The sequence below is a fragment of the Marivita sp. NO-S04 genome, from assembly GCF_059070475.1.
Window position 1 is genome coordinate 1,482,447 of the sequence record NZ_CM180980.1, and the last position, 24,419, is coordinate 1,506,865.

Sequence of the window (24,419 nt, forward strand, 5' to 3'; positions counted from 1 at the left end):
GATCCTTATTATTTATTTGCGCAATACACGCTTGCATGCAAGCTTTTGATCAAACGGTTAGACCCGTCCGACACGTTTGACTGCCCAAAAACTTAATAATCAACATGGAGATAAACATGATCTTTCGCCGTGCCACCTTGAAGCTTGCAATCTTAGCCGCCGCCGGTTTTGCCGCCTTTGGACCTGGCGCTGTTGCCGCAGAGGAACTTGAGACTCTTAAGGAAAAGGGCGTGATCCGCATTGCCATGTCGGGTGCTTACCCTCCGTTCAACTTTGTGAACGATCAGAATGAGGTTGTTGGTTTCGACCCGGCAATCGGGACCGAGATTGCAAAGCGGATGGGGATGGAAGCAGAGATCGTCACCACTGCGTGGGATGGGATCATTGGTGGGCTGTTGGCGAACAAATATGACGCCATCGTAGGTTCCATGACCATTACGGAAGAGCGTGATGAGGTCGTGGATTTCGTTGGTCCTTATTACTCGGACAAGCGCGCGATTTTCACGCAGCCCGGATCCGACATCAAAAGCCTTGATGACCTTGAAGGCGCGAAGGTTGGTCTCACGCTGGGCGAAACTCACGAAGGATGGGCACGTGAGAGGGGCTACAGCATCAATACCTACAAGGGATTGCCCGAACTTCTGCTCGAGCTTGAGAACGGGCGCGTTGATGCCATCGTGAACGATTCCATTGCCGCAATTCTTGCGATGGGTGAAAAAGGGCAGGCGTTCGAGATGTTTGCCGATCCGACGACTGAACCGTTCGGGGCAGGGATCGCGATCCGTGAAGGCAATCCCGAATTGTCTGCGGCCATGCAGGCGGCGCTGGATTCGATGATGGAAGACGGCACCTATCTTGAGATCGCCAACGAATGGATCGGCGCAGACATCCGCTGATCTGTCATGCTCTCTCTGCACTAGGGGGCGGAGAGAGCATTTTCATCTACGATCGGGTATTCGTGCAGATGGCGCTGCCGTTTCTACGAGAATGAAGATGCGGTCTATGCCGCCGTAATACGAGGGGCGTTGGATGGACATCGACCTGATGCTGCGGGTCTATCCGTTCTTTCTGGAAGCTGCGTGGATAACGATCCTGCTGTCGGTGCTCACGGCACTGTTGGGCTTGACCTTTGGTGCCTTGGGGGCTGCGGCGCGATTGTCGCGTTTCGCCAGCTTGCGTTTGCTGGGGGCCACATATGTCAGCATCTTCCGCGGCACAGCGGCGCTTATTCAACTGTTCATCCTCTACTTCGGTGGCCCGCAGGTGGGCATCCAGCTTGATGCGTTCGAGGCAGGCGTGATCGGCCTTGGAATCAATGCAGGCGCATATATGACGGAAACAATCCGTGGCGCGATTATCTCGATCGACAAAGGCCAACGCGAGGCCGCACGCACGCTTGGGCTGAGCCAGTTTCAGACCTTCTACAAGGTGACCTTGCCGCAGGCAGCCCGGTTGATGGTGCGACCTCTTGGGGTGAACCTGAATATGCTGATCAAGGCCACCGCGCTTGTGGCTGCGATTTCGGTGGTGGAGCTCACCTACACTGCGCAGCGCTACATTGGATCGACCTACAAGCCGTTCGAAATGTTCCTGCTCGCGGGCGTTCTTTACATGATCATCATCTATGTAACCGGCCGTGGTGTTGCTTGGCTGGACCGCAGGGTGCGCATCACATGAACGGGAAAGGCTGACACATGGGGCTCGATTTCACCGTCATACCCAAATACCTGGATGTTGTCCTACTTGGATGTCTTTGGACGATTGCCATTACGGTCGTGGCTGCGCTGGTCAGCTTTTTCGGGGGCATCTTGCTGGCGGTGGTTGCGCTTTATGCGCCTGCAGTGATCCGTTTGCCGTTCCGGGCGTTCGAGTTCGTCTTCATGGGCACACCGCTGCTTTTGCAGCTTTTCCTGATTTACTTCGGACTTGTGCAGATTGGGAGCGACCTGCCCGCATTCGTGGCGGGTGTGATTGGACTTGGCTTGCATTTCGCCGTTTACAATTCGGAACTGATCCAGACTGCGATCATCTCGGTCGACCGGGGCCAGATGGAGGCTGCGCGGACGCTAGGTTTGAGCCGCACTCAGGCCCTGCGCAAAGTGGTCGTTCCCCAAGCTGTTCGTGCGGTGATCCCGCCTATTGGCAACAACATGATCGCGCTGTTGAAAGACAGTGCGCTGGTCTCTGTGATCGGGGTGAGCGAGCTGACGCTGTCCGCCCAGAGGGCGATTGGCGCGACCTACCGGCCTTTCGAGTTCTACCTATTGGCGGCGGCTTTCTACTACGTGATCAACCTTGGCATGGAATGGGTGCAGCGCCGGATCGAGCGCCGTATCGCCATTTCGCGTTGACCTGAGGAGACGAAAGATGACCGAAAGCACCGACTTCGTTCAAATCCGCCACGCTCAGAAGTCGTTTGGCACGCTGGAAGTGTTGAAGGATATCAGCTTGAACGTTGCGCGCGGGCAGATCGTGGCGATCATTGGTCCCTCTGGTTCTGGCAAATCCACACTCTTGCGCGCGATAAACGATCTGGATGCCCTCACAGGAGGGGAGGTCTGGCTTGATGGGGTGCAGGTCAACAAACAGCTTCCTCACCGGCAGTATGAAAAACACATCAACGAAATGCGCCAGCAGATCGGCATGGTGTTTCAGCATTTCAACCTTTTCCCGCATATGACAGCCCGCGAGAATGTCACCATGGCGCCGAAGATGCTCAAGGGACTGTCGGCCGAAGAGGCTGACGCCCTTGCCAAAGAGCAGCTTGATAAGGTTGGGATGCTTGAGCGGATCGACTACTATCCATCGCAGCTTTCGGGCGGGCAGAAGCAGCGGGTCGCCATTGCCCGCGCCCTTGCGATGAATCCGAAACTCATGCTGTTCGACGAAGCCACGTCTGCGCTTGATCCTGAGTTGGTGAGTGAAGTGAACCAAGTGATGAAAAAGCTCGCTGAAGAGCACATGACGATGATCATCGTCACCCACGAGATGGATTTTGCGGCCTCTGTTTGCGACCGTGTTCTGTTCATGTGTCAACGGCGGAGTAAAATTAGGCCACGGGGCGGCGCAAAACTGGGCCACTTTGGGTTTACGCGGGACGCGGGTGATGAGCGGCGGCCAGTCAGCCGCGCTCTCCATGTAGCTGGCGGGTGACTGGCCGCCTTGGACCGTCAGGTCCAAGTCTGGGCTTTGGATCAGTTGATGTTTTCGCCGGGCTTGCGTGCGCGGCTTTGCGCGAGGCGATAGCTTTCGCCGTTCATCTCGAGGATGTTGACGTGGTGGGTCAACCGGTCGAGGAGCGCGCCGGTCAGCCGCTCGGTGCCGAAGGTCTCGGTCCATTCATCGAAGGGCAGATTGCTGGTGATCAGCGTGGCGCCGCGCTCGTAGCGCTGGGAGATCATCTCAAAAAGCAGCTCGGCGCCGGTCTTGGACAGGGGCACGAATCCGAGCTCGTCGATGATCAGCAGCTTCACGGCAGCCATCTGCTTCTGGACGCGCAGCAGCCGACGTTCGTCTCGCGCCTCCATCAGCTCGTTGACCAGCGCGGCGGCGGTGGTGAAGCTGACAGACATGCCCTTCTGGCAGGCTGCCAGTCCCAAGCCCAGTGCAATGTGGGTTTTGCCGGTTCCGCTGGGCCCGAGGGCGATCACGTTCTCACGCCGGTCGATCCATTCGCAACGCCCCAGTTCCAGCACCTGCATCTTGTTCAGCTTCGGGATCGCCTTGAAGTCGAAGCTGTCGAGGCTTTTGGTGGCCGGGAACTTCGCGGCCTTGATGCGGCGCTCGACCATCCGCCGCTCGCGGTCAATGAGTTCCAGTTCCACGAGGCGCGACAGGAACTGGACATGGTCCAGTCCTTCGGCGGCGCATTGACGCGCAACCTTCTCGTGCTCCCGCAAGAATGTGGGCAGCTTCAGCGTCTTCAGATGGTGGGCAAGCAGGATCTTCGGGGCCTCGGTCATTCCGCCGCCTCCGACATCAAGGCCATGTAGCTGGCCGCCCGCGTCGTCTCGACATTCGCCCGCGGCAAGTAGGGGTAGACATCGAGATCAAGCCTCGGGGGGCGCTTCTCCACCTGACAAAGCACGAGGTGCTTCACGGCGTCGAAGCCGACCGCGCCCAGCTTCAGGGCCTTCTTCACGGCGGCATGCAGGTCATCCATCTCGAAGGTCTCGAGCAGACGCAGCACCTGCACATACTCGCGGCGCCCCATCTTGAGCATGCGCGCCTCCATCAGGCGGCGCAAAGTCTGGAACTCTTCGGGCAGGTCCCATTCCGCCAAGGGTGCGGCCTGGTCCAAGGCATTGATCTTGCGCTCGATCAGCGGGAGGTAGTGAACCGGATCAAAGATCATGTCCTCGCGATCGTAACAGCGCGGGTGTCGGGCGATCACCTCCCCGCGACAGCCGATCACGACCTCATCGACATAGCCGCGGATCCAGACATCCTGGTGGCCATAGGCGACCGGGACCGAGTAATCGTTGGTGTCATAGCGCACGAGAGACTGCGAGCTGACCCTGCCGCCCGCTTGGTCGCAGGCGTCGAACGGGGCGGCAGGCAGGGGGCGCATCGCGACCAGATCGCGCTGCAACCTCTCACCGATCGTCTCCTTGTGACCCCGAAGAATGCGCGTCAGGCGTGCGCGGCACTGCCCTTCAAGGTCTGCGTTGAAATCGTCCCAACTGGCAAAGTGGGGGATCGGCACCATGTGGTTGCGGCGGGCGTAGCCGACCATCCCCTCGACAGCGCCCTTGTCGTTCCCCTTCCCGGGCCGACCATAGCGATCCCGAAACAGGTAATGCGACTGCAAGCCGCTGAACAGCGCGGCGCGGATGCGCGTGCCGTCCGGTTGGATCTTCGACACCAGGCAGCGGTCGTTGTCGTAGAGCACCGACTGCGGCACCCCGCCGAAGAAGTCAAACGCGCGGACATGGCCGTCTATCCAGGCCTCCGCCGTCGCCGCTGGATAGGCCCGGACGAAATAGGCATCGCTGTGCGGCAGGTCCATGACGAAGAAGTGCGCCTTCTGCTCGACACCGCCGATGACGACAACCGCTTCGCCAAAATCGGCCTGAGCATGGCCCGGCGGATGAGCCAGCGGCACAAACATCTCCCGGGTCCGCCGCTCGCGATCACGCACGTAATCCTTGACGATCGTATAGCCTCCGGTGAAGCCGTGCTCGGCCTGAAGCCGTTCCCATATCCGCTTGGCCGTATGACGCTGCTTGCGATGCACGACCTTGTCGGCTTCAAGCCAGGCGTCAATGAACTCGGTGAACCCGTCCAGCTTCGGCCGCCTGATCGGCTTGTCCCGCCGGTAGCCAGGCGGCACCGAAAAGGCCAACATCTTATCAACCGTCCCACGCGAAATGTTGAAATGCTTCGCCGCCGCCCGCGCGCTCATGCCCTCGGAACACGCCAAGCGAACCTTCTTGTAAAGTTCCACGGTATAGATCTCCCCGCCCTCCCTGCCGATGCAAGAAGGGAAAAGTGGCAGGATTTTACTCCGCCCGCAGCGAGACTATCCCGCCGCTACCATGGCCTAATTTTGCACCGCCGTTTCCAGAATATCTCAGAAATTTGAATGCTTTGTCGGTCAGGATTGTCCCGCGCCCGTACCAGTCGCATGGACAAATGCTGGTAAGGCTCAAGGCCTGGCTGGGCGAGGGGTAGAGTTGGCCAGTTTGCGGCCTGATCTTGGGTAAAAATCAGTGTTCCAACCTTTGCTTCCAACCGTCTGAATTTTTGCTTCAGAAAACCGCGCGAAAGCGCTTGACGGGGCAGGGCACTGACCATAGAACCCGCGTCACGCCCAGATGCGGGCGGCAGTGAGCGGTTGTAGCTCAGTTGGTTAGAGTACCGGCCTGTCACGCCGGGGGTCGCGGGTTCGAGCCCCGTCAACCGCGCCATCACTGCCCAAAGCATCGACGTGAAATGCGCGGTTGTAGCTCAGTTGGTTAGAGTACCGGCCTGTCACGCCGGGGGTCGCGGGTTCGAGCCCCGTCAACCGCGCCATTTCCCGAACTTCCACTTTCCAATGTCCTGAACGATCAGGTGATGAAGCGGGCGATTGCGTCGCTTGTGGCTTCTGGCGATTGGTCGGGGAAAAAATGCCCACCATCAATTGCAGCGTGAGACATGTCGCTTAATCGGTCGGCCCACGTTCCCGGAACATCCAAAAGCTGCGCCATCGCGCCGTCCTTGCCGTAGAGAACAAGCGCTGGACACGCGACGCGGCGTTTCAGGTCTGCCTGATCATCCTCCCAATCAATGTCCAATGCCGCGCGGTAATCGTGGCACATAGCGCGAATGCAATCGGGATCGCGCCACGCGGTTCGGTATGTGGCCAGAAGGTCTGCGTCGAAATCCGACAGACGGGCCTTGCCGAATCCCAAGAGGCAGCGTTCGAAATACGCGTCTGGGTCGTGACCGATCATTGTTTCTGGGAAGGGATAGGGCTGCGCCAGAAAGAGCCAGTGATAATACGCTCGCGCGATCTCGGTTGTCATGTTCGTCAACAGGTATTCGGTTGGAACAATGTCCATCACAATCAGGCTTTGAACGACTTGCGGATGGTCGAGCGCCATGCGGTGTGCCGTGCGCGCCCCTCGGTCATGCCCCACAGCGTGAAACTGTGTGTGGCCAAGATGGTCCATGAGGTCCACCATGTCCTGTGCCATGCAGCGAAAGCTCATCTCGGGCATCGTGGCGGGTCTGCTGCTGTCGCCGTAGCCCCTGAGGTCGGCTGTCACAACTGTGAAGCGGTCGGCAAGGGCAGGGATCATTGGTCGCCACATCGCCCGTGTTTGCGGGAACCCGTGCAACAACAAAAGAGGTGGACCGTGACCGGCCATCTCGTACGCTATGGATTGGTTGTTCGTGCTAAAGTGTTGTGCTCGCGTCATTTAAGCGAGGATGACACAGGTACCACGCTTGTCCAGTCGATATTTGCGATGTCCGAGGTGCGCGCCTGCGCAAAGGTCAGGACATCCGCCGGGCTGTCGAATCCGGCATATTGCAGTCCGGATTGCAAATGTGACTGATCCAGATTGCTGACGGCAATCGCTGCGACTGCGCCGACGATAAGACCGGCCGAATCCAATCGCCCGGTTGTTCGCGGTTTCACAAGGCGAACCACATTCATCAGGTAGAACACGATCAAGCCGAGGATCAGAAGGCCGAGACCGTTTGTTGCGTAGTGAATGAATTGCACCGGCCAGCCAGACCGTACCAGCAGCGCTTGGACGGCTTCGGGATTGTTGGCTGCGAACAATGCTGCGAGTGCAAGACCAAAGCCAAGGCCGGACATCATAACCGGGTGGCTGGATTTCCGAGACGCGGATGTTCCCAGTTCCCAAGGCTTACGCTCATCGCGTGCTTTGGAAGGTGTTGCGGCAAACGATGGATCAAGCCGCTGGATGCGCGCGTTGAAATCGTTACGATCTTGTTTTCTAACCACTCGTCTCATGGCGTTAACCTTTCGCGGCTAAATGTGTCCGGAATTGGAAAAGCCCGTGTCCAAGTTGCGAAACTACTCAAAAATGCTATGAAAGTGACGCCACGTCAAAAGTGCCCTTCTCAGGTCAGGTCCGGGTGAGAGCGTCAAGAATACGCGCCCAGCTTCTTGCGCCTTTGTGAAAGCTTTCGATGTCGTATTTTTCGTTGGGGCTGTGGATCTGGTCGTCGTCCTTGCCAAAGCCGATCAGCATCGACTCGGTCCCCAGCAAGGTTTGAAAGTACCCTGCGACGGGAATTGAACCGCCACTGTCGATGAACGCGGCTTCATCGGGCCATTCAGCGCTGAGGGCGACGCGGGCCTGTTCGAATGCTGGATTGTCGATCGACATGACCGACGCTTGCGAGGCGCCATGGCCTTTGAATGCGACCTTGCAGTCTTTCGGAGTGAGGTCCGTCACCATCTGGCGGAAACTGTCTCGGATGGCGTGCGGCTCCTGCTGGCCCACAAGACGGAAACTGATCTTGGCGCTGGCTTTGGAGGGGAGCACGGTTTTGAAGCCTTCGCCCTGATAGCCGCCACCGATCCCGTTGATTTCGCAAGTCGGGCGGGACCAGATCATTTCAAGCGCGCTGCGCCCTGCTTCACCGGCAAGATCGCTGAGTCCTACGTCACCAAGAAACGCCTTGTGATCAAAACCCAGCGCCTCCCATTGCTGTAAAACATCGGCGGGAATTTCCGGCACGCCCTCGTAGAAATCCGGGATCGTGACGCGTCCCTGATCGTCATGCAGTGCCGCAAGGATGCGATTAAGCACCCGGATCGGGTTCATTGCCGCCCCGCCATACATGCCGGAATGCAGGTCTCTGGTCGGTCCGGTGATCGTGATTTCCTCTTGTAACATGCCCCGCAGCATTGTCGTGATGGCAGGCACCCGACTGTCGAACAGGCCGGTGTCGCAGATCAACGCGATGTCCGCCTTCAACTCGGCGGCATTCTCTTTAAGAAACGGCACCAAAGAGGGTGATCCCGATTCCTCTTCGCCTTCAAAGAAAAAGGTGATCTTGCAGGGCAGGCTGCCATGTTCCGCGATCCACGCGCGGCAGGCTTCGACAAAGGTCATCAACTGTCCCTTGTCATCTGCCGTCCCACGTCCGCGCAGGACTTTGCCCTTGGATGTGTCCTCGACCTGTGGGTCAAAGGGATCATTGTCCCAAAGGTCCAACGGATCGACGGGCTGCACATCATAGTGTCCGTAGAACAACAGGTGCGGGCCAGGACCGTCGATATGCCCCACCACCATGGGATGACCGGGGGTCGGACGTTTTTCGGCGGTGACACCCATCGACCGAAGGTCCGCGACCAGCCAATCAGCGGCTTTGTCACAGGCGTCCTTGTAGGCCGGATCCGTGGAGATCGACGGAATGCGCAGCAATTCCTTCAGACGCTCAAGGCTGTCCGGCAGCGAGGAATCAATGCGGGCAAGGACGGAATCGACGGACATGTTCGGGCTCCTCTGTGTGTTTGTCGCGACCCTATCACCGCGCCTGTCGCTGTCCAGAGTGGCTCAGGCCGCGCCATCTGATTGAATGATGCAGGAAAAATGCAGATTTTTCGTTCAAATTCGGCGTTCGGGTGAAGCGATTGACTCAGATCAAGGCTGCGACCGTTGGTCGTTCCTTAAGCACATTGTCATGGAGAGATGCGATCTATATCCATTCTAAAACGTGAATGCGACGCGGGGCGACGGAAATGGCCCCCGAAGATCGCAGACTGAAGGAGACGCCGGTGCACTACGCAGACAAACTCGACGAAGCCCTGAACCGTTTGCACGAAGAGGGCCGCTATCGGACGTTTATCGACATCGAGCGTCAGAAAGGCCAGTTTCCGCATGCGGTCTGGCGCAAGCCGGATGGCAGCGAACACAATATTACTGTCTGGTGCGGCAACGATTATCTGGGCATGGGCCAGCACCCTGCGGTGCTTGCCGCTATGCACGAAGCGCTAGACGCAACCGGCGCAGGATCGGGCGGCACACGCAACATCTCCGGCACCACAGTCTATCATAAACGTCTTGAAGCCGAATTGGCCGATCTCCACCGCAAAGAGGCCGCGCTGCTATTTACTTCGGCCTACATTGCAAATGACGCAACCTTGTCGACGCTGCCCAAATTGTTCCCGGGCCTTATCATTTACTCGGATGCCCTTAATCATGCATCGATGATCGAAGGTGTGCGCCGCAACGGTGGTGCAAAGCGGATCTTCCGTCATAATGATCTGGACCATCTGCGCGAATTGCTGGCGGCCGATGATCCCGACACGCCCAAGCTGATCGCGTTTGAATCGATCTATTCGATGGATGGCGACTTTGGCCCGATCGAAGCGATTTGCGACCTTGCCGACGAATTCGGCGCGCTCACCTATATCGACGAGGTGCATGCCGTGGGCATGTATGGGCCACGTGGTGCAGGTGTGGCCGAACGGGATGGCCTGATGGGCCGCATTGACATCATCAACGGAACCTTGGCCAAAGCATATGGCGTCATGGGCGGCTACATCGCGGCCTCTGCAAAAATGTGTGACGCAATAAGATCATACGCGCCGGGCTTTATCTTCACCACATCCTTGCCGCCTGCTGTTGCGGCGGGGGCTGCAGCTTCGGTTGCGCATCTCAAGAAGGATCAGAGCCTGCGTGATCAGCACCAGCTGCAGGCCCGCATTCTGAAAATGCGCCTCAAAGGTCTTGGCTTGCCAATCGTCGATCACGGCAGCCACATCATTCCTGTGATTGTCGGCGATCCTGTCCACACCAAACAAATGTCCGACATGATGCTGGATCGCTACGGAATCTACGTGCAGCCGATCAACTATCCGACCGTTCCGCGCGGTACAGAGCGTCTGCGATTCACCCCGTCACCCGTCCACGGACCGCAAGAGATTGATAAGCTTGTACAAGCGATGGATGAACTTTGGGCGCATTGTGCGCTGAATCGCGCCGAACTCAGCGCCTAAAACTCGGAATCAGTGCAAATAACCTTGTCGTGTGATATCTAAAGCGTAATAAAACGCGCGACTCGACTCACCTGGTACGCGCGACGCAGGCAGCGTGTAGACGGTTAGTACGGCAAGGGGCAGCGAGTATGATTGGGCGTAAATCCCAAAAGGTTTCGCAGGACACGACCGATGAAAAACCGCGTGGGTTCGATGATTTCGAACTCAGGCTCGGTGATGTCATGCGTGGGGAACGCGCCACGTTAGGCAAATCCCTGCTGGATGTTCAGCGCGAACTCCGCATCAAGGCCAGCTATATCGCGGCCATCGAAAACTGTGATCCCACCGCATTTGACACGCCGGGTTTCATTGCTGGGTATGTGCGCTCGTACGCGCGGTATCTTGGCATGGACCCGGATGACACCTATGCGGTGTTCTGCGCCGAAAGCGGTTTTGAAACCGCGCATGGTATGTCCGACGCCGCATCGTCGCGCAAAAAAGCTGATATGGCACCCGTATCGGGAGCAGGGGCCGCACGCGATCCGTTCTCGCAACCTGCGTTGCCTTTTGCCTCCGGAACCGATTCCCTGCTGTCCCGCATTGAACCCGGTGCCATTGGATCGACGCTGGTTCTTGTCCTCTTGCTGGGCGGGCTTGGATATGGCGGATATTCCGTTCTTCAGGAAGTGCAGCGCGTTCAGCTTGCTCCAGTCGATCAAACGCCCGTTGTTCTAAGCGATCTTGATCCACTTCAAACCACGATTGCTTCGACGAACGACACCGTTGCCACCGTTGACGAGAACACTGCCGCTGGCGTGTTCACTCCGCCTGCATCGGTCGAGGCATTTGACAGGCTCTACCGCCCGCAAGCGTTGGACGTGCCTGTTCTGGTGGCGCGCGATGCGCCGATTTCCACACTTGATCCGAACAGCGTCGGGGCCTTTGCCGAGGTGACACGGCAAAACCTGCCGAATGTCGACCTTTCACCTGCAGCGATCCGCGCGGCAGCGTCGTCGGTCGCCTTGCCGTCGGACGGTATCACTCTTATCGCTGCGCGTCCTGCTTGGGTGCGGGTGCGGGGCGATGACCGTTCGGTGATTTTTGAACGCGTTATGGCAGCTGGCGACACGTGGACTGTTCCCGCATCCGAAGCCGACGCGCTGTTGAATGTCGGCGAAAGCGGAGCAATCTATCTGTCGGTGAATGGCCAGACCGTTGGCCCGGTGGGGCCGTCCGGTACGGTCACGTCTGACATGTCGCTTGACGGGCCGACGCTTGCCGCGATTCTCGAACCTGCTGACGTGCAGCGCGATCAGGATCTCACCCGCGTCCTTGCCGACTTGGGTACCGATACGACGCAGCCGACCATTGGCCAGCCGAAAATTCTGGAAGACAGCGCGCCGGGTGTGACCCTTGTTGCGGTGCGTCCCGCGTGGATTCGGGTGCGCGCGGCGGATGGGACCGTGATTTATGAGACCATCATGAATGCAGGCGACACCTATGAGGTGCCGGTGACCGAAGAGCCGCCGACCCTGCGCGTTGGCGAATCCGGTGCGATCTACTTTGCCATGAACGGCCAGACATACGGGCCCGCCGGAGCACGTGGATCGGTGACATCGAACTTGGCGTTGTCCGTCAACGAATTGTCGCAAACCTATGCGGTGGCATCGCTTGAGGCCGACAGCGATCTTGCACGTGTGGTTGCAGAGCTGTCCGTCATCCAGCCCACAGACTGAACGTCGCAACATGTGTCTTGAGGCTTGCGGCGCGCCAATGCCGGGCCTAGCTATATCCTCAAAGAGACTGTACCGTTTGGTTGACACTTTCCGCGACAGGAGGGCTGCATGAGCCTCAATCACATTCGCCCGTGGCGCAACATCTACCGCCGCAAGTCGCGCCAGATCATGGTGGGCAATGTGCCGGTTGGGGGAGATGCCCCCATTACCGTTCAGACCATGACCAACACGCTGACACCGGACGTGAAGGCGACAATCGCGCAGGTGCAGGCGGCGGCGGATGCGGGCGCAGACATTGTGCGGATCTCTATCCCCGACGAAGACAGTTCGCGTGCGTTGAAAGAGATCGTACGCGAAAGCCCGGTGCCCATCGTTGCGGACATACATTTTCATTACAAACGTGGCATCGAAGCGGCTGAGGCTGGAGCGGCCTGCCTGCGGATCAATCCCGGCAATATCGGGTCCGAGGCGCGGGTCAAGGAAGTCATCAAGGCGGCACGTGACCACAATTGCTCGATCCGCATTGGCGTAAACGCCGGATCGTTGGAAAAGCACCTGCTGGAGAAATACGGAGAACCCTGTCCAGATGCGATGGTGGAATCCGGTCTCGACCACATCAAGATCCTGCAGGACAACGATTTTCACGAATTCAAGATCAGCTGCAAGGCATCGGATGTCTTCATGGCGGCTGCGGCTTATCAGCAATTGGCCGAAGCCACGGACGCGCCGATTCACCTTGGCATCACCGAAGCGGGTGGCCTGATGACCGGTACGATCAAATCGGCGATTGGTCTTGGTAACCTGCTTTGGATGGGGATTGGTGACACCATCCGCGTCTCGCTGTCCGCTGATCCGGTGGAAGAGGTAAAAGTCGGCTACGAGATCCTGAAGTCACTGGGCCTGCGCCACCGCGGTGTAAACATCATCTCCTGCCCAAGCTGTGCACGGCAGGGGTTCGACGTGATCAAGACGGTTGAGGCGCTGGAAAAGCGGCTGGAACACATCAAGACACCGATGAGCCTGTCGATCATTGGCTGCGTGGTAAACGGGCCGGGCGAGGCTTTGATGACCGATGTCGGGTTCACCGGCGGCGGCAACGGCTCGGGTATGGTCTATCTGGCCGGTAAACAGAGCCACAAGATGTCCAACGACCAGATGATCGAACACATCGTCGAAGAGGTCGAGAAGAAGGCTGCGGCCTTGGATGCCGCTGAAGCGCAGGAAGCGGCAGAGTAGGGAAAAGCCGCTTTGATGCGGCTTGAACCAAGCGCGTTGTAACGCGCTTCAAAATCGCGAGAAACAAGGCGGTTCGAACCGCCTTGCGCCTATGTGAACCTCGCGCTTAGCGCGCCTCTGCCACGATCTGTTGCATCGCGTCCAGCGGCACGTAACCCCGGATCAGCTGGTCGCCCATGACGAACGACGGTGTGCCATTGATCTGCAACGTCTGCGCAAGCGCCCGTGTTGATGCCAGTTGTTCGTTGATGCTGTCGCTGTCCATCGCTGCGATCACGGCGTCAGCATCAAGGCCCAGCGTGTCGGCCAACCGGCGCAGGACTGTATCGTCAAGATCACCGTTCAGCACGATCAGTGCTTCTTTTGCGGCGTGGTACGCCTCGTCCCCTGCAACTTCGCGGGCGGCCAAGGCAAAGCGGGACGAGATCACCGAGTTCTCACCAAGGATCGGGAATTCCTTGGCGATGTAGCGAATATTGCCATCAAGTTCGAGAAGTTGAGTCACTTCAGGGTGCGCACGGCGGCAGAACCCGCAGCGGTAGTCAAAGAACTCGACAATGGTCACATCGCCTTCGGGGTTGCCGCCGACCCAGGAATAACCGTCGTTGAAGATGGCCTCGGCGTTGTTTTCGATCAGCGTGACATCGCCCTGTGCCTGCTCGGCGGCCTGACGCTCTTCCAGTACCTGCACGGCTTCCATGATCACCTGTGGGTTTTCCAGAAGGTAGGCCCGGACCTGCGCACCAAAGGCCGCGCGGTCTGCGTCGGACATATTGCTCAGATCAAGATCAGCAGCCTGAACGCCGGTGGCCATCAAAAGGGCGGCGAAAGACGTGGCAAGGCGGGTTTTCGTCATGTGGGTCTCCAGTTATCAGGCTTAGCGCTGTGCCGCGCGTTGAGCAGCACTTAGCACATCCTGCGCACGTTGCCATGGGCCGGATCCGCGCGGCAATGCGCCTTCGGCCCGTTTGGCGTGAATGGCGGCATCCTTGAACCGCCCTTGAACCGCGTAGCGTTCCGCAGTGACCAACGACGCCATCGCATTCTGCCCTGTCTTGGCATAGGCAGTGGCCAGATCGCGCAGGATGCGTGTGTCGCTGAAATCGCGGCCGCGTGCGGCTTCCAATGTCTTGAGCGCGTCTTGCGCGTTGCCCGCAGCAAGCTGCGCCCGACCCAACCCGCCAAGGATCAGCGGTTCGCGGGGCGCGAGGCGGGCAGCAGCGGAATACACTTTCACAGCATCCGAGGCACGACGCGATTCCAGCAGGATCTGGCCCTTGAGTTCACGCAGGAATGGATCGTTCGGGCGCGCTGAGATTGCAGCGTCGATATTGCTGAGCGCGCGACCAAGATCACTTTGGCGGTGATAGGCGACCGCCTTGCGCATTTGCACAATATCCGCGCTGCCGCTGCTGTCCGCGCGACGCAGTGTCCAGCTTGGTGCTCGGGTGAATGCGGTCAGTTTACCCTTTGCACGGGCGAACCAGTAATCGGCGGCGGGGTCGGGCGCCGTTTGCGCAGACGCCCCGGCGACCAGGCCTTTCAAGGCGCGCAATCTGTCACGTGATAAAGGATGAGAGCGCATGTACGGATCTTGCCGGGTTTCGGCCAACGCCTCTTGTCCCCGAAACAGGTCTTGGACCTCGATCGCGCCCTGTGGGTCGATGCCTGCGCGCACAAGGTAACGGATCGAGCTGATGTCGGCTGATGATTCCTCGGCGCGGGTGTGTGCCAAGAAGTTGCGGATCGCCGAAGACTGCACCCCAAGGCCAAGCCCGACCGCCGCTTGACCATTGCCAGCGGCAGCCGCCGCAGCGGCCAGAACCATGCCAAGCCCTGCCGCAGTCCGCGCGGTGCGCATGTTACCAAGACGCCGGGCGATATGACCGTTTGAGATATGCGCCGCCTCATGCGCGATGACGGCCTGTACCTGTGCGGCGGTTTCCAACTTGGTCAGCAGGCCCGAGTGGATGAAGATGTGCTGCGTATCGACGATAAAGGCGTTCAGAGTGCTGTCGTCGATCACCAGAATTCGGATTTGGCTCGGGCTAAGGCCTGCCGCGCGCAGAACCGGAGCGCCCAGTTGCTTGAGTGCGTATTCGATATCGGCATCGCGCAGCAGAGTCACTGCGCGTGCGGACGAGGCGCCAATCAGCGCGGTCAGGCATAGAACGAGGCCTGTCACCCGCAAGAAATGCAATGCTGTATGATACATTGACCTTGCCCTGTCTTCGCCCCTAGGTCTGCCCCCAACACTGTACGGAGAGAATGATGCGGAACTCAAGCCGTGGGGCGGTTGATCCCTTTATCGTGATGGATGTCATGGAAGCCGCGCGTCAGGCCGAGGAGGCAGGACGTCACATTATCCACATGGAAGTGGGCCAACCGGGCACCCCAGCGCCAACCTTCGCCCGTCAGGCATTGCAAAACGCGATGAGCGACAATCCGCTGGGATACACGGTGGCCTTGGGGCTTCCCGCCCTGCGCCAGAGGATCGCGCGGCTTTACGGGGATTGGTACGATGTCGATCTTGATCCGGCGCGGGTGGTGGTGACACCGGGATCGTCGGGCGGGTTCATCCTTGCCTTTTCAGCGCTCTTCGATGCGGGCGATCGGATCGCGCTTGGAGCACCCGGATATCCGTCTTACCGCCAGATCATGAAGTCGCTCGACCTGATCCCGCTTGAGGTGCAAACCCGCGCCGAAGCCCGGTATCAGTTGGAACCGTCAGATCTGAAAGGGATCGACTATCAAGGCATGATGGTGGCCTCACCCGCAAATCCGACCGGCACAATGCTTGGCCAGGATGCTTTGGAAGCGCTGATCGGAGCCGCGCAAGACAAGGGGGCTGCGTTTCTGTCGGACGAGATTTATCACGGCATCGAATACGAGCACAAAGCGGTGACGGCGTTGCAAATCAGCGATGATGTCTGCGTCATCAATTCGTTCTCCAAGTATTTCAGCATGACGGGGTGGCGTGTCGGCTGGCTTGTTCTGCCGCCCGAAAACGTCCGCCAGGTGGAACGTCTGGCGCAAAACATGTTCATCTGTGCGCCCCATGCTGCGCAGGTTGCCGCATTGGCGGCGATGGATGCAGGCGATGAGTTGGAAGCCAACATGGCGGTCTATCGCGAGAACCGTCGCCTGATGATCGAAGGTCTGCCTAAGGCAGGGTTTGCCCGGATCGCGCCGCCGGACGGGGCGTTCTATGTCTATGCCGATATTTCGCATCTGACCGATGACAGCCGCGCATTTGCCCGCGCCATTCTTGACGAGGCAGGTGTTGCCGTCACGCCGGGGCTTGATTTCGATCCGGTTCGGGGGGGCGGAACGCTGCGCTTTTCCTATGCGCGAGCGACTGCGGATATCCTTGAAGGCCTGGATCGGCTTGAACGGTTCATGCGCGCGCAGGGTTATATCACCTGACCGTATCCACACTGTCCTCGACGCGGCGAATCCGGTACGATTGCTGCAAGAGCCCGGTCAGAGGCCAAGGTGAGTAAATGAGCGGTGTTTTGAGACGGATCTTGGCGTTTGTGCTGTTTGGCGTGCTGGCGGGGCCCGCTCTGTCGCAAGAGCTTGGCGCAATGGCGCGGTTCGAAGCAGGAAATGTACAGGATCGGTGGGGCGGATCGGAGTTGCGGCTTGAGATCAGCCAAGGCGTTCCGTGGCGGATCTTTACGTTGACGAACCCGAACCGTCTTGTGATGGATTTCCGTGAGGTCCAGTGGGGAGATGCCGACCCGTCTGCGCTGGACAAGTCTGACAGGATCGCTGGCATCCGTATGGGCGGGTATCGCCCAGGCTGGTCGCGTCTTGTGGCTGATCTGGCAGAGCCGCTGATCGTTGAAAGCGCCGAACTTGTGACGGATGTATCGGATGGCGGTGCCACGATCACCATACGGCTTGAGCAAACGGATCAAGCAAGTTTTGACCTGACGGCGGGCGCACCCCGCGATCCGCGCTGGGATTTGCCTGCACCCGCAGTGGTCGATGCCGTGCCGCCGCGCGATCCGGACCGGGTCAGCATTGTGCTTGATCCAGGCCATGGAGGCATTGATCCGGGGGCCGAACGCGATGGCATCACCGAAGCTGATCTGATGCTGACCTTCGGGCGTGAATTGCAGGATGTTTTGCGGCGCGCCGGTGGGTTCGATGTGATGCTGACCCGTGATGGCGATTATTTCGTGTCACTTGAAGCACGCGTGGCGGCTGCGCGCGATGCCGGAGCTGACGTATTCATCTCTTTGCACGCCGATGCCCTTGCCGAGGGAGAGGCGCGGGGTGCTGCGGTATATGTGCTATCCGATGAGGCGTCCGATGCCGCCTCTGCCGCTTTGGCGGAACGTCACAACCGGGACGATTTATTGGCTGGCATCGACCTCAGCCAATCCGATGACCGGGTTGCCAATGTGCTAATGAGCCTTGCCAGACTGGACAATGCGCCCCGAAGTGAGGCGTTGGCCAAACATATGCTGGACGGAATCCGCAACGCGGTGGGCCGAGTGCACAAGCGGCCTTTGCGCAGCGCCGGTTTCTCGGTGCTCAAGGCTGCCGATATTCCCTCGGTCCTGTTGGAAGTGGGGTTTCTGTCGACCGAGGAAGACCTGAAGAATCTGAGCGATCCGATTTGGCGTCAGGGCATGGCGGCAGGCATTCGGGATGGCATCATCGCGTGGCGAGATGAAGATCGGGCGCTCGCGCCGCTTAGACGGAACTGACCATCGCCCCGTGACCCTGCGTCATAGGCAACCGACTGCCGGTTCGAACGGCAATGTGTTTTGACCAAGCGCCCCTGATTTTGTAGGGGTAAAGAACTGAAATAGGGGCACGCCGTGACCAGATTAATCCTGTCGTTCTTCGGAGCCATCTTCACCCTTGTCACCATGGGGATGATGATGGTGGCGCTTGGCGTGGGCGGCGTGTTCTGGATGTATGGCCGCGACCTGCCCAGCCACGAAAGCCTTGCGCAATATACGCCGCCGACGATCAGTCGCATCTATTCACGCGAAGGCCGTATCATCGACGAATTCGCGCAGGAACGCCGCCTGTTCACACCGGCGAACGAAATACCCGATCTGGTCAAGCAGGCGTTCATTTCGGCGGAAGACAAGAATTTTTACACCCACCAAGGCTATGACCTGCGCGGTATCGCGGCGGCTGCGGTGGATGCCGTTGCGTCGGGTGGTCGTGACGTGCGCGGTGCATCGACCATCACCCAGCAGGTGATGAAGAACTTTCTGCTCTCCGGCGACCGCCGTGTCGAGCGCAAGATCAAGGAAATCATCCTTGCCTCGCGCATCGAGGAGACGTTGAGCAAGGACAAAATCCTCGAACTTTACATGAACGAGATTTTCCTCGGGCAAAACTCTTATGGCGTGACCGCTGCCGCGCAGACCTACTTCAACAAATCTCTGGTCGATCTCGCCCCGCACGAGGCCGCAACGCTTGCGTCGATGCCCAAGGCACCCTCCGAATTCCACCCTGTGCGCCGCAAGGACCGCCTGTTGGCGCGGCGGGATTTCGTGCTGAAAGAGATGTACGAGAACGGGTATATCGACAAACCGACCTATGAGGCCGAGGTCGCGATGCCCCTGCGCTCGGTCCAGAACGGAGACTATGTGCCGTTCCGCGATGCTCTGCCGCCGCGCAACTACTTCACCGATGAAATCCGCCGCCAGCTCAGCGAGGATTTCGGCGAGGGTGAATTTTTCTCGGGCGGGTTCAGTGTGCGGGCCACGCTTGACCCCGAACTGCAGGTCGAGGCGGAAGACGCGCTACAACGTGCGCTTGAAAGCTATGACCGCTCCCAAGGTGTTTGGCGAGGCACTGGCCTGACCATCCCGGCGGAACAACTGACCAGCACCGACGCATGGCGCGAAGCATTGTCGGCCGTGACGATTGCCCGCGATATCCAGCTTGAGAACCCTTGGTATCCGGCGGTTGTGCTTGAGCTTGGCACAAACGATGCGCGGATCGGCATCGAAGGTGTGCCCGATGATGAGGACGGTCATTGGATTCCAGCCAACGACGTTCAATGGGCACGCAAGCGCAATGATGACGGGTCGCTTGGCCGCAAGGGACAGGCGGCCGGAGATCTGCTTGAGGTGGGGGATGTGGTGCATGTCCGCCGCATGACTTCGGACAGCGATGGCAGTTTCATCCGCTGGACATTGCGTCAGGTCCCGGAAGTGCAGGGCGCGTTCATGGCGATGGACGTGAACACAGGCCGTGTGATCTCGATGCAGGGCGGGTTTAGCTATCAGCATTCTGTGTTCAACCGGGCCACGCAAGCACAGCGTCAGCCGGGGTCGAGCTTTAAACCCTTCGTCTTCGCCGCAGCGCTGGACAGTGGCTATTCGCCCGCAACCATCGTTGTCGACGCCCCGATCGAGATCAACACGCCGCAAGGTATTTGGCGCCCGCAGAACGCCTCCAACCGGTTCTATGGCCCGACGCCACTTCGCACCGGTATCGAGCAGTCCCGCAACCTGATGACCATCCGTCTGGCCCAAGAGGTCGGCATGGATGTGGTCGCGAGCTATGCCGAGAAGTTCGGGGTCTATGACAATATGGGCCGTGTGCTTGCCAACTCTCTTGGAGCGGACGAGACCACGCTCTACAAGATGGTGGCCGCTTACGCGATGTTCGCCAATGGGGGTGAGCGGGTGGAGCCGACATTGGTTGACCGCGTGCAGGACCGCTATGGCAACACGGTGTATCGTCACGACCAGCGAGTCTGCGAAGACTGCACGCTGGCAAGCTTGCAACCGGGTCGCGGCCCCACAGTGACCAGTGATCGCGAGCGTGTAATGAACGCCGTGACGGCCTATCAGCTTACATCCATGATGGAAGGTGTGGTCGAACGGGGCACCGCGCGCAGCACTGTGAACCTGCCTGTACCGACTGCGGGCAAGACCGGCACAACCAACGACGCCAAAGATGTGTGGTTCGTCGGCTTTACGTCGAACATCGTGGCGGGCTGCTATATCGGTTACGACCAGCCGCGCAGCCTTGGACGCGGTGCGTCTGGCGGTGGGATGTGTGGACCGGTTTTCAACGCCTTTATGCAAAAGGCCGTGGCCAAATACGGTGGCAGCGCCTTCCGTCCACCAGAAAGCTGTGAGTTCATAAAGATCGACCGCAACACTGGTGCCCGTCTGTCGGATGGCGCAAGCGGAGATAACGTGGTGGCCGAGTGTTTCCGCGAAGGCGAACAGCCGATCTTTGGCATCCAATTCGATGGTGGCTTTGCCATGGGATCGAATTTCGAATTGTACAACTCGAGCGGTCAACCGTCCAAACAGGTCACCACATCCAGCGGTGGCACGGCGATCGTTGGTCCGAAAGCCTCGTTCGGCACTCTCAGCTCTGGTGGTCTGTACTGATCCATCCGGGACGACCGCGCCGGTCGCGCTGCCTTGAAGGGGCGGCGTGGCTGGTCTATCACCAAGTTTGACCAAGGCCCGAGCATACAGGATCGCCAATGCGCGCTGAAATCCAAAACACCGTTGAACAGATTGAAAAATCCCTGAAATTGCTGGCGCAGCGATTGAATTGGGAAACCGCCCAGCACCGGCTGGAGGAGTTCAACGCCCGTGTCGAGGACCCAAACCTTTGGGACAATCCCGAAGCCGCGCAGAAACTGATGCGCGAACGTCAAATGCTGGTCGACGCCATCGAGACGTATACCTCGATTAAACAAGACCTCAGCGACAACGTCGAAATGATCGAACTGGGCGAGATGGAGGATGACAAGGAAGTCATCGCAGATGCCGAGACCGCGCTGAAATCGCTTGCGGACAAGGCTTCCAAGAAAGAGCTTGAAGCGTTGCTTGATGGCGAGGCGGATGGCAATGACACGTTCTTGGAAATCAACTCGGGCGCGGGCGGCACCGAAAGCTGCGACTGGGCCAATATGCTGGCGCGGATGTATGTTCGCTGGGCGGAACAACATGGCTACGAAGTTGAACTGCAGTCCGAAACTCCGGGCGAAGAGGCGGGCATCAAATCCGCCGCGTACAAGATCTCCGGTCCCAATGCTTATGGTTGGCTCAAGTCGGAATCCGGCGTCCACCGTCTGGTGCGGATTTCGCCCTTCGACAGCGCTGCCAAGCGCCACACCTCATTCTCTTCGGTCTGGGTCTACCCGGTGGTCGACGACAATATCGAGATTGAAGTGAATCCATCCGACATTCGCATCGACACCTACCGCTCATCCGGAGCAGGTGGTCAGCACGTGAACACCACGGACTCGGCTGTACGGATCACCCACATGCCGACGGGAATCGTTGTTACCAGTTCCGAAAAGTCACAGCACCAGAACCGCGATATCGCCATGAAAGCGCTAAAATCGCGGCTCTACCAGATGGAGCTGGACCGCCGGAACGAAGCGATCAACGCCGCACACGAAGCGAAGGGTGATGCAGGCTGGGGCAACCAGATCCGATCCTACGTTCTGCAACCCTACCAGATGGTCAAAGACCTGCGCACCGGGCATGAAACATCCGACACCAAGGGTGTTCTTGATGGTGATCTTGACCCTTTCATGGCGGCAACCCTTGCTATGAACGTGTCGGGCAAGTCCCGCGCCGACGCGCGCGCCGACTGATCTCGCCTTTTCACACCCGGTGGACGATGTTCCGGTGAAGGAAAATCGGCGATGCGGCCACGCATCGCTGCATGTGGCTCCGTCAGGAACGTGTTGCCAAACCTGTGTTGTGTCGATTTCATGCAGAGGCGCGAACGTCATGCTTGGGAGGATGGCATGAGGGAGACCCCAAAACTTGGTGTGCCGACACTGGAACCTGTGTCGGTCGATATGTTGCGAACGGCGTTGCGGCGCGGTTGGAAAGACCTGACTCGCGCGCCAAGCTATGCGCTGGTCTTTGCCGGGTTCTATGTTCTGGCTGGGTGGACGATTTTGTGGATCACAGTCTGGACCGGCACGACCTACTGGCTTGTTCTGGCGGCAATCGGGTTTCCCCTGATCGGGCCCTTTGCGGCGGTCGGGTTCTACGAGGTCAGCCGCAGGCTCGAACGCGGGGATCCTTTGGTCGCGTCCGAGATATTCGGCGTCGTCCTGCAACAGTCACGCCGGCAATTGCCATCCATCTGCGCGATCATCATCATGGTCTTCCTGTTCTGGTTCTTCCTTGCGCACATGATTTTCGCGTTGTTTTTGGGCCTCAGCACAATGACCAATGTCTCGACATCCCTTGATGTGTATCTTTCACCGAACGGGCTGATGATGCTTGCTGTCGGCACCTTTGTCGGTGCTCTATTCGCGATATTGCTGTTCAATATCACGGTGATCGCGCTGCCGTTGCTTTTGGACCGGGAGGTCGACTTTGTGACCGCGATGATCACCTCTTTCCAATTTGTGATGGCACAGCCCGTGCTCATGCTGGGCTGGGGCGCGTTTATCGCAATCGTGACCTTCGTCGCCCTGCTGCCGGGATTTCTTGGGTTGTTGGTGGCTCTGCCGCTTTTGGGCCATGCCACCTGGCATCTTTATGATCAGGTGCGCATTCCGTCGATTCAGGCAGAGCAGGGGAATGCGCAGACAGTTTGAGGATGGTTTGGGGCAGGGATGTCACGACCAAGCGCGACCAGCGCCTCTTTCAGACGAGCCGCGCGGGCATCGCCTGTATCCAACGCGAACACATAGGCTTGGGTCAGGAAGAACCCGCGGGCGGGCTCGTGTGATGTGGCCTCGGCGGCGTGTTCATAGAGCGCGATCAAAGCGAGGTGATCATTTTGCGCATGCGCTGCCAACAGCGCCTGATCCAACGCTTCTGTCACGCTTGGCTTTGGTGGCGTGTGATGCGGCCTGCCGCCCACTTGTGAAAGCAATGCGTCGGGCCGTCCATCGCCGGTGAGAACCGTCCGCCATCGAATCCCGGAGCACGACGACCGCGCTGCATGCCTTCGACCACGAAGATGTCCTCTTCAAAAACGACTTTCCATTGCTCGGCGTTTTTCTGTCTCAGTGAAATGTCGGTATCCGGGGTGGCATAGTAAATGTGGATGAATTCTTCGGTCTGGTTCGGGCCGTTCGGGCGCAGGATAATTGCAAATGCATGATCGCGATGCACGCCCAGCAGGACATTTGGATAAATCGAAAGGTATTCCGCACCAGCGTCCCATTTCGGGTCCAAATCAGCGTAATCGGGAAAAACTGCGCCTGTGTCGCTTTGCAATTGGCGATAAACCAATGTGCCTTGTCCTGACGTTACTCCTTCGATTTCGATATTATAGTGATCCTCGAGCCGCGAGTAACTGTTCAGCCCCGGATGGACCCATGGCAGATGATAGCTTTCGCAATAGTTTTCGACGGCCAGTTTCCAATTGCTATCAACCGTCAGAGTGAATCGGCTGTCATCGCCCCCATGAAACAGCGGTTTTTCAAAATCCGCCCAGCGAGCAATCACATCGCGCATCGCGTCTTCGAACGCCGGTGCGTCGCTCGAAAGATTGATCCAGACGACATCCCGCCAGACATGGCTGCGCACTTCGATCAGCCCTAGCGTGGCGCGGTCCATGTCCTTATGGGAATTGAAGCCCGGCCCGCCGACATGGGGCGTGGCAACCAATTGGCCCTGCGTGCTGTAGCACCACGAGTGATAGGGGCAGCGGATGGCCCCTTCGATCCTGCGGGGTTCTGACACAAGGATCATGCCGCGATGACGGCAGATGTTCTGAAACACCCGCACGGCATCGTCACGTCCCCGGATCAGCAGCAGCGGAATGTCGAGAAAGTTGATTGGAACCGCGTCGCCGATCTCGGGCACGTCGGACGCCACGGCCAGCCCGGCCCATCCTGCACCAAAAAGCGCGTCCCGTTCCTCGATGAACTTGTCGGGATCGGTGTAGTGCGCATTGGGAAGCCCTCGTGCTTCGGCTGTTGGTTTGTTGACATCCGCCAACCGGGGATCAAGCACAGTCATCGCCACCTCCACAATCTGGTTGGACAACATCCTGTGGCGCAAAAGACGCTC

At 58.8% G+C, this 24,419-nt stretch carries 21 protein-coding genes and 2 tRNA genes; 14 read left to right on the top strand and 9 right to left on the bottom strand.

Annotation, left to right across the window (positions count from 1 at the left end; genetic code table 11):
• Positions 1 to 116 precede the first annotated feature (116 nt).
• From ACK3EW_RS07875 to ACK3EW_RS07890, 4 genes are all read left to right on the top strand, one after another.
• Positions 117 to 896 (top strand): transporter substrate-binding domain-containing protein, encoded by a 780-nt coding sequence (locus ACK3EW_RS07875; protein ID WP_493809144.1) that lies wholly within the window; start codon positions 117 to 119, stop codon positions 894 to 896.
• A 133-nt stretch (positions 897 to 1,029) separates the two neighbouring features.
• Positions 1,030 to 1,677 (top strand): amino acid ABC transporter permease, encoded by a 648-nt coding sequence (locus tag ACK3EW_RS07880; protein ID WP_493809145.1) that lies wholly within the window; start codon positions 1,030 to 1,032, stop codon positions 1,675 to 1,677.
• Between the two features lie 17 nt (positions 1,678 to 1,694).
• Entirely contained in the window at positions 1,695 to 2,351 is a 657-nt protein-coding gene (locus ACK3EW_RS07885) for an amino acid ABC transporter permease (RefSeq protein ID WP_493809146.1), read from the top strand.
• 16 nt (positions 2,352 to 2,367) lie between these two features.
• Positions 2,368 to 3,153, top strand: a complete 786-nt coding sequence (locus ACK3EW_RS07890) for an amino acid ABC transporter ATP-binding protein (RefSeq protein ID WP_493809147.1) — start codon at positions 2,368 to 2,370, stop codon at positions 3,151 to 3,153.
• A gap of 41 nt (positions 3,154 to 3,194) precedes the next feature.
• Here ACK3EW_RS07890 and istB read toward each other — a convergent pair whose 3' ends face one another.
• Together istB and istA are read right to left on the bottom strand one after the other, a co-directional pair.
• The gene (istB, locus tag ACK3EW_RS07895; RefSeq protein WP_493806540.1) at positions 3,195 to 3,962 is read right to left on the bottom strand and encodes an IS21-like element helper ATPase IstB; all 768 of its coding nucleotides are present in this window, start codon (positions 3,960 to 3,962) and stop codon (positions 3,195 to 3,197) included.
• The gene (gene istA, locus ACK3EW_RS07900) at positions 3,959 to 5,455 is read right to left on the bottom strand and encodes an IS21 family transposase (protein WP_493809682.1); all 1,497 of its coding nucleotides are present in this window, start codon (positions 5,453 to 5,455) and stop codon (positions 3,959 to 3,961) included. The genes istB and istA overlap by 4 nt, the downstream gene beginning before the upstream one ends.
• Before the next feature lie 377 nt (positions 5,456 to 5,832).
• On the opposite strand from istA, the gene ACK3EW_RS07905 reads away from it, so the two are divergent.
• Positions 5,833 to 5,909: transfer RNA gene (locus tag ACK3EW_RS07905), tRNA-Asp, on the top strand.
• Between the two features lie 29 nt (positions 5,910 to 5,938).
• Positions 5,939 to 6,015 (top strand) — tRNA-Asp (locus ACK3EW_RS07910).
• A 35-nt stretch (positions 6,016 to 6,050) separates the two neighbouring features.
• On the opposite strand, the gene ACK3EW_RS07915 is transcribed toward ACK3EW_RS07910, so the two are convergent.
• The 3 genes from ACK3EW_RS07915 to ACK3EW_RS07925 form a co-directional block, all read right to left on the bottom strand.
• Positions 6,051 to 6,905 (bottom strand): alpha/beta fold hydrolase, encoded by an 855-nt coding sequence (locus ACK3EW_RS07915; protein ID WP_493809148.1) that lies wholly within the window; start codon positions 6,903 to 6,905, stop codon positions 6,051 to 6,053.
• Positions 6,902 to 7,468, bottom strand: a complete 567-nt coding sequence (locus tag ACK3EW_RS07920) for a hypothetical protein (RefSeq protein WP_493809149.1) — start codon at positions 7,466 to 7,468, stop codon at positions 6,902 to 6,904. The genes ACK3EW_RS07915 and ACK3EW_RS07920 overlap by 4 nt, the downstream gene beginning before the upstream one ends.
• Before the next feature lie 115 nt (positions 7,469 to 7,583).
• Positions 7,584 to 8,960, bottom strand: coding sequence for a M20/M25/M40 family metallo-hydrolase (locus ACK3EW_RS07925; protein WP_493809150.1), 1,377 nt, complete (start codon positions 8,958 to 8,960; stop codon positions 7,584 to 7,586).
• 284 nt (positions 8,961 to 9,244) lie between these two features.
• On the opposite strand from ACK3EW_RS07925, the gene hemA reads away from it, so the two are divergent.
• From hemA to ispG, 3 genes are all read left to right on the top strand, one after another.
• Positions 9,245 to 10,468 (top strand): 5-aminolevulinate synthase, encoded by a 1,224-nt coding sequence (hemA, locus tag ACK3EW_RS07930; RefSeq protein WP_085630238.1) that lies wholly within the window; start codon positions 9,245 to 9,247, stop codon positions 10,466 to 10,468.
• 128 nt (positions 10,469 to 10,596) lie between these two features.
• Positions 10,597 to 12,183: a helix-turn-helix domain-containing protein gene (locus tag ACK3EW_RS07935; RefSeq protein WP_493809151.1), complete on the top strand. Its 1,587-nt coding sequence runs from the start codon at positions 10,597 to 10,599 to the stop codon at positions 12,181 to 12,183.
• Positions 12,184 to 12,291: 108 nt separating this feature from the next.
• Entirely contained in the window at positions 12,292 to 13,419 is a 1,128-nt protein-coding gene (gene ispG, locus ACK3EW_RS07940; RefSeq protein WP_439121222.1) for a flavodoxin-dependent (E)-4-hydroxy-3-methylbut-2-enyl-diphosphate synthase, read from the top strand.
• 106 nt (positions 13,420 to 13,525) lie between these two features.
• On the opposite strand, the gene ACK3EW_RS07945 is transcribed toward ispG, so the two are convergent.
• On the bottom strand, positions 13,526 to 14,275 hold the full coding sequence (locus ACK3EW_RS07945) for a DsbA family protein (protein WP_493809152.1): 750 nt from the start codon (positions 14,273 to 14,275) through the stop codon (positions 13,526 to 13,528).
• Positions 14,276 to 14,296: 21 nt separating this feature from the next.
• The gene (locus tag ACK3EW_RS07950) at positions 14,297 to 15,634 is read right to left on the bottom strand and encodes a M48 family metalloprotease (protein WP_493809153.1); all 1,338 of its coding nucleotides are present in this window, start codon (positions 15,632 to 15,634) and stop codon (positions 14,297 to 14,299) included.
• A 56-nt stretch (positions 15,635 to 15,690) separates the two neighbouring features.
• Between ACK3EW_RS07950 and ACK3EW_RS07955 the strand changes: the two genes are divergently transcribed.
• From ACK3EW_RS07955 to ACK3EW_RS07975, 5 genes are all read left to right on the top strand, one after another.
• Positions 15,691 to 16,845, top strand: a complete 1,155-nt coding sequence (locus tag ACK3EW_RS07955; RefSeq protein WP_493809154.1) for a pyridoxal phosphate-dependent aminotransferase — start codon at positions 15,691 to 15,693, stop codon at positions 16,843 to 16,845.
• Positions 16,846 to 16,922: 77 nt separating this feature from the next.
• The gene (locus tag ACK3EW_RS07960; RefSeq protein WP_493809155.1) at positions 16,923 to 18,140 is read left to right on the top strand and encodes an N-acetylmuramoyl-L-alanine amidase; all 1,218 of its coding nucleotides are present in this window, start codon (positions 16,923 to 16,925) and stop codon (positions 18,138 to 18,140) included.
• 114 nt (positions 18,141 to 18,254) lie between these two features.
• Positions 18,255 to 20,807, top strand: a complete 2,553-nt coding sequence (locus tag ACK3EW_RS07965) for a penicillin-binding protein 1A (protein ID WP_493809156.1) — start codon at positions 18,255 to 18,257, stop codon at positions 20,805 to 20,807.
• Positions 20,808 to 20,905: 98 nt separating this feature from the next.
• Positions 20,906 to 22,030, top strand: coding sequence for a peptide chain release factor 2 (prfB, locus tag ACK3EW_RS07970; protein ID WP_085630130.1), 1,125 nt, complete (start codon positions 20,906 to 20,908; stop codon positions 22,028 to 22,030).
• Positions 22,031 to 22,186: 156 nt separating this feature from the next.
• The gene (locus ACK3EW_RS07975; RefSeq protein WP_439120810.1) at positions 22,187 to 22,993 is read left to right on the top strand and encodes a DUF2189 domain-containing protein; all 807 of its coding nucleotides are present in this window, start codon (positions 22,187 to 22,189) and stop codon (positions 22,991 to 22,993) included.
• On the opposite strand, the gene ACK3EW_RS07980 is transcribed toward ACK3EW_RS07975, so the two are convergent.
• Positions 22,960 to 23,223: a hypothetical protein gene (locus ACK3EW_RS07980; protein ID WP_493809157.1), complete on the bottom strand. Its 264-nt coding sequence runs from the start codon at positions 23,221 to 23,223 to the stop codon at positions 22,960 to 22,962. The two genes, ACK3EW_RS07975 and ACK3EW_RS07980, sit on opposite strands and share 34 nt — an antisense overlap.
• Complete coding sequence (locus tag ACK3EW_RS07985; RefSeq protein WP_493809158.1) at positions 23,220 to 24,368, bottom strand: aromatic ring-hydroxylating oxygenase subunit alpha; 1,149 nt, start codon at positions 24,366 to 24,368, stop codon at positions 23,220 to 23,222. Before ACK3EW_RS07985 ends, ACK3EW_RS07980 begins: the two co-directional genes overlap by 4 nt.
• Positions 24,369 to 24,419 lie beyond the last annotated feature (51 nt).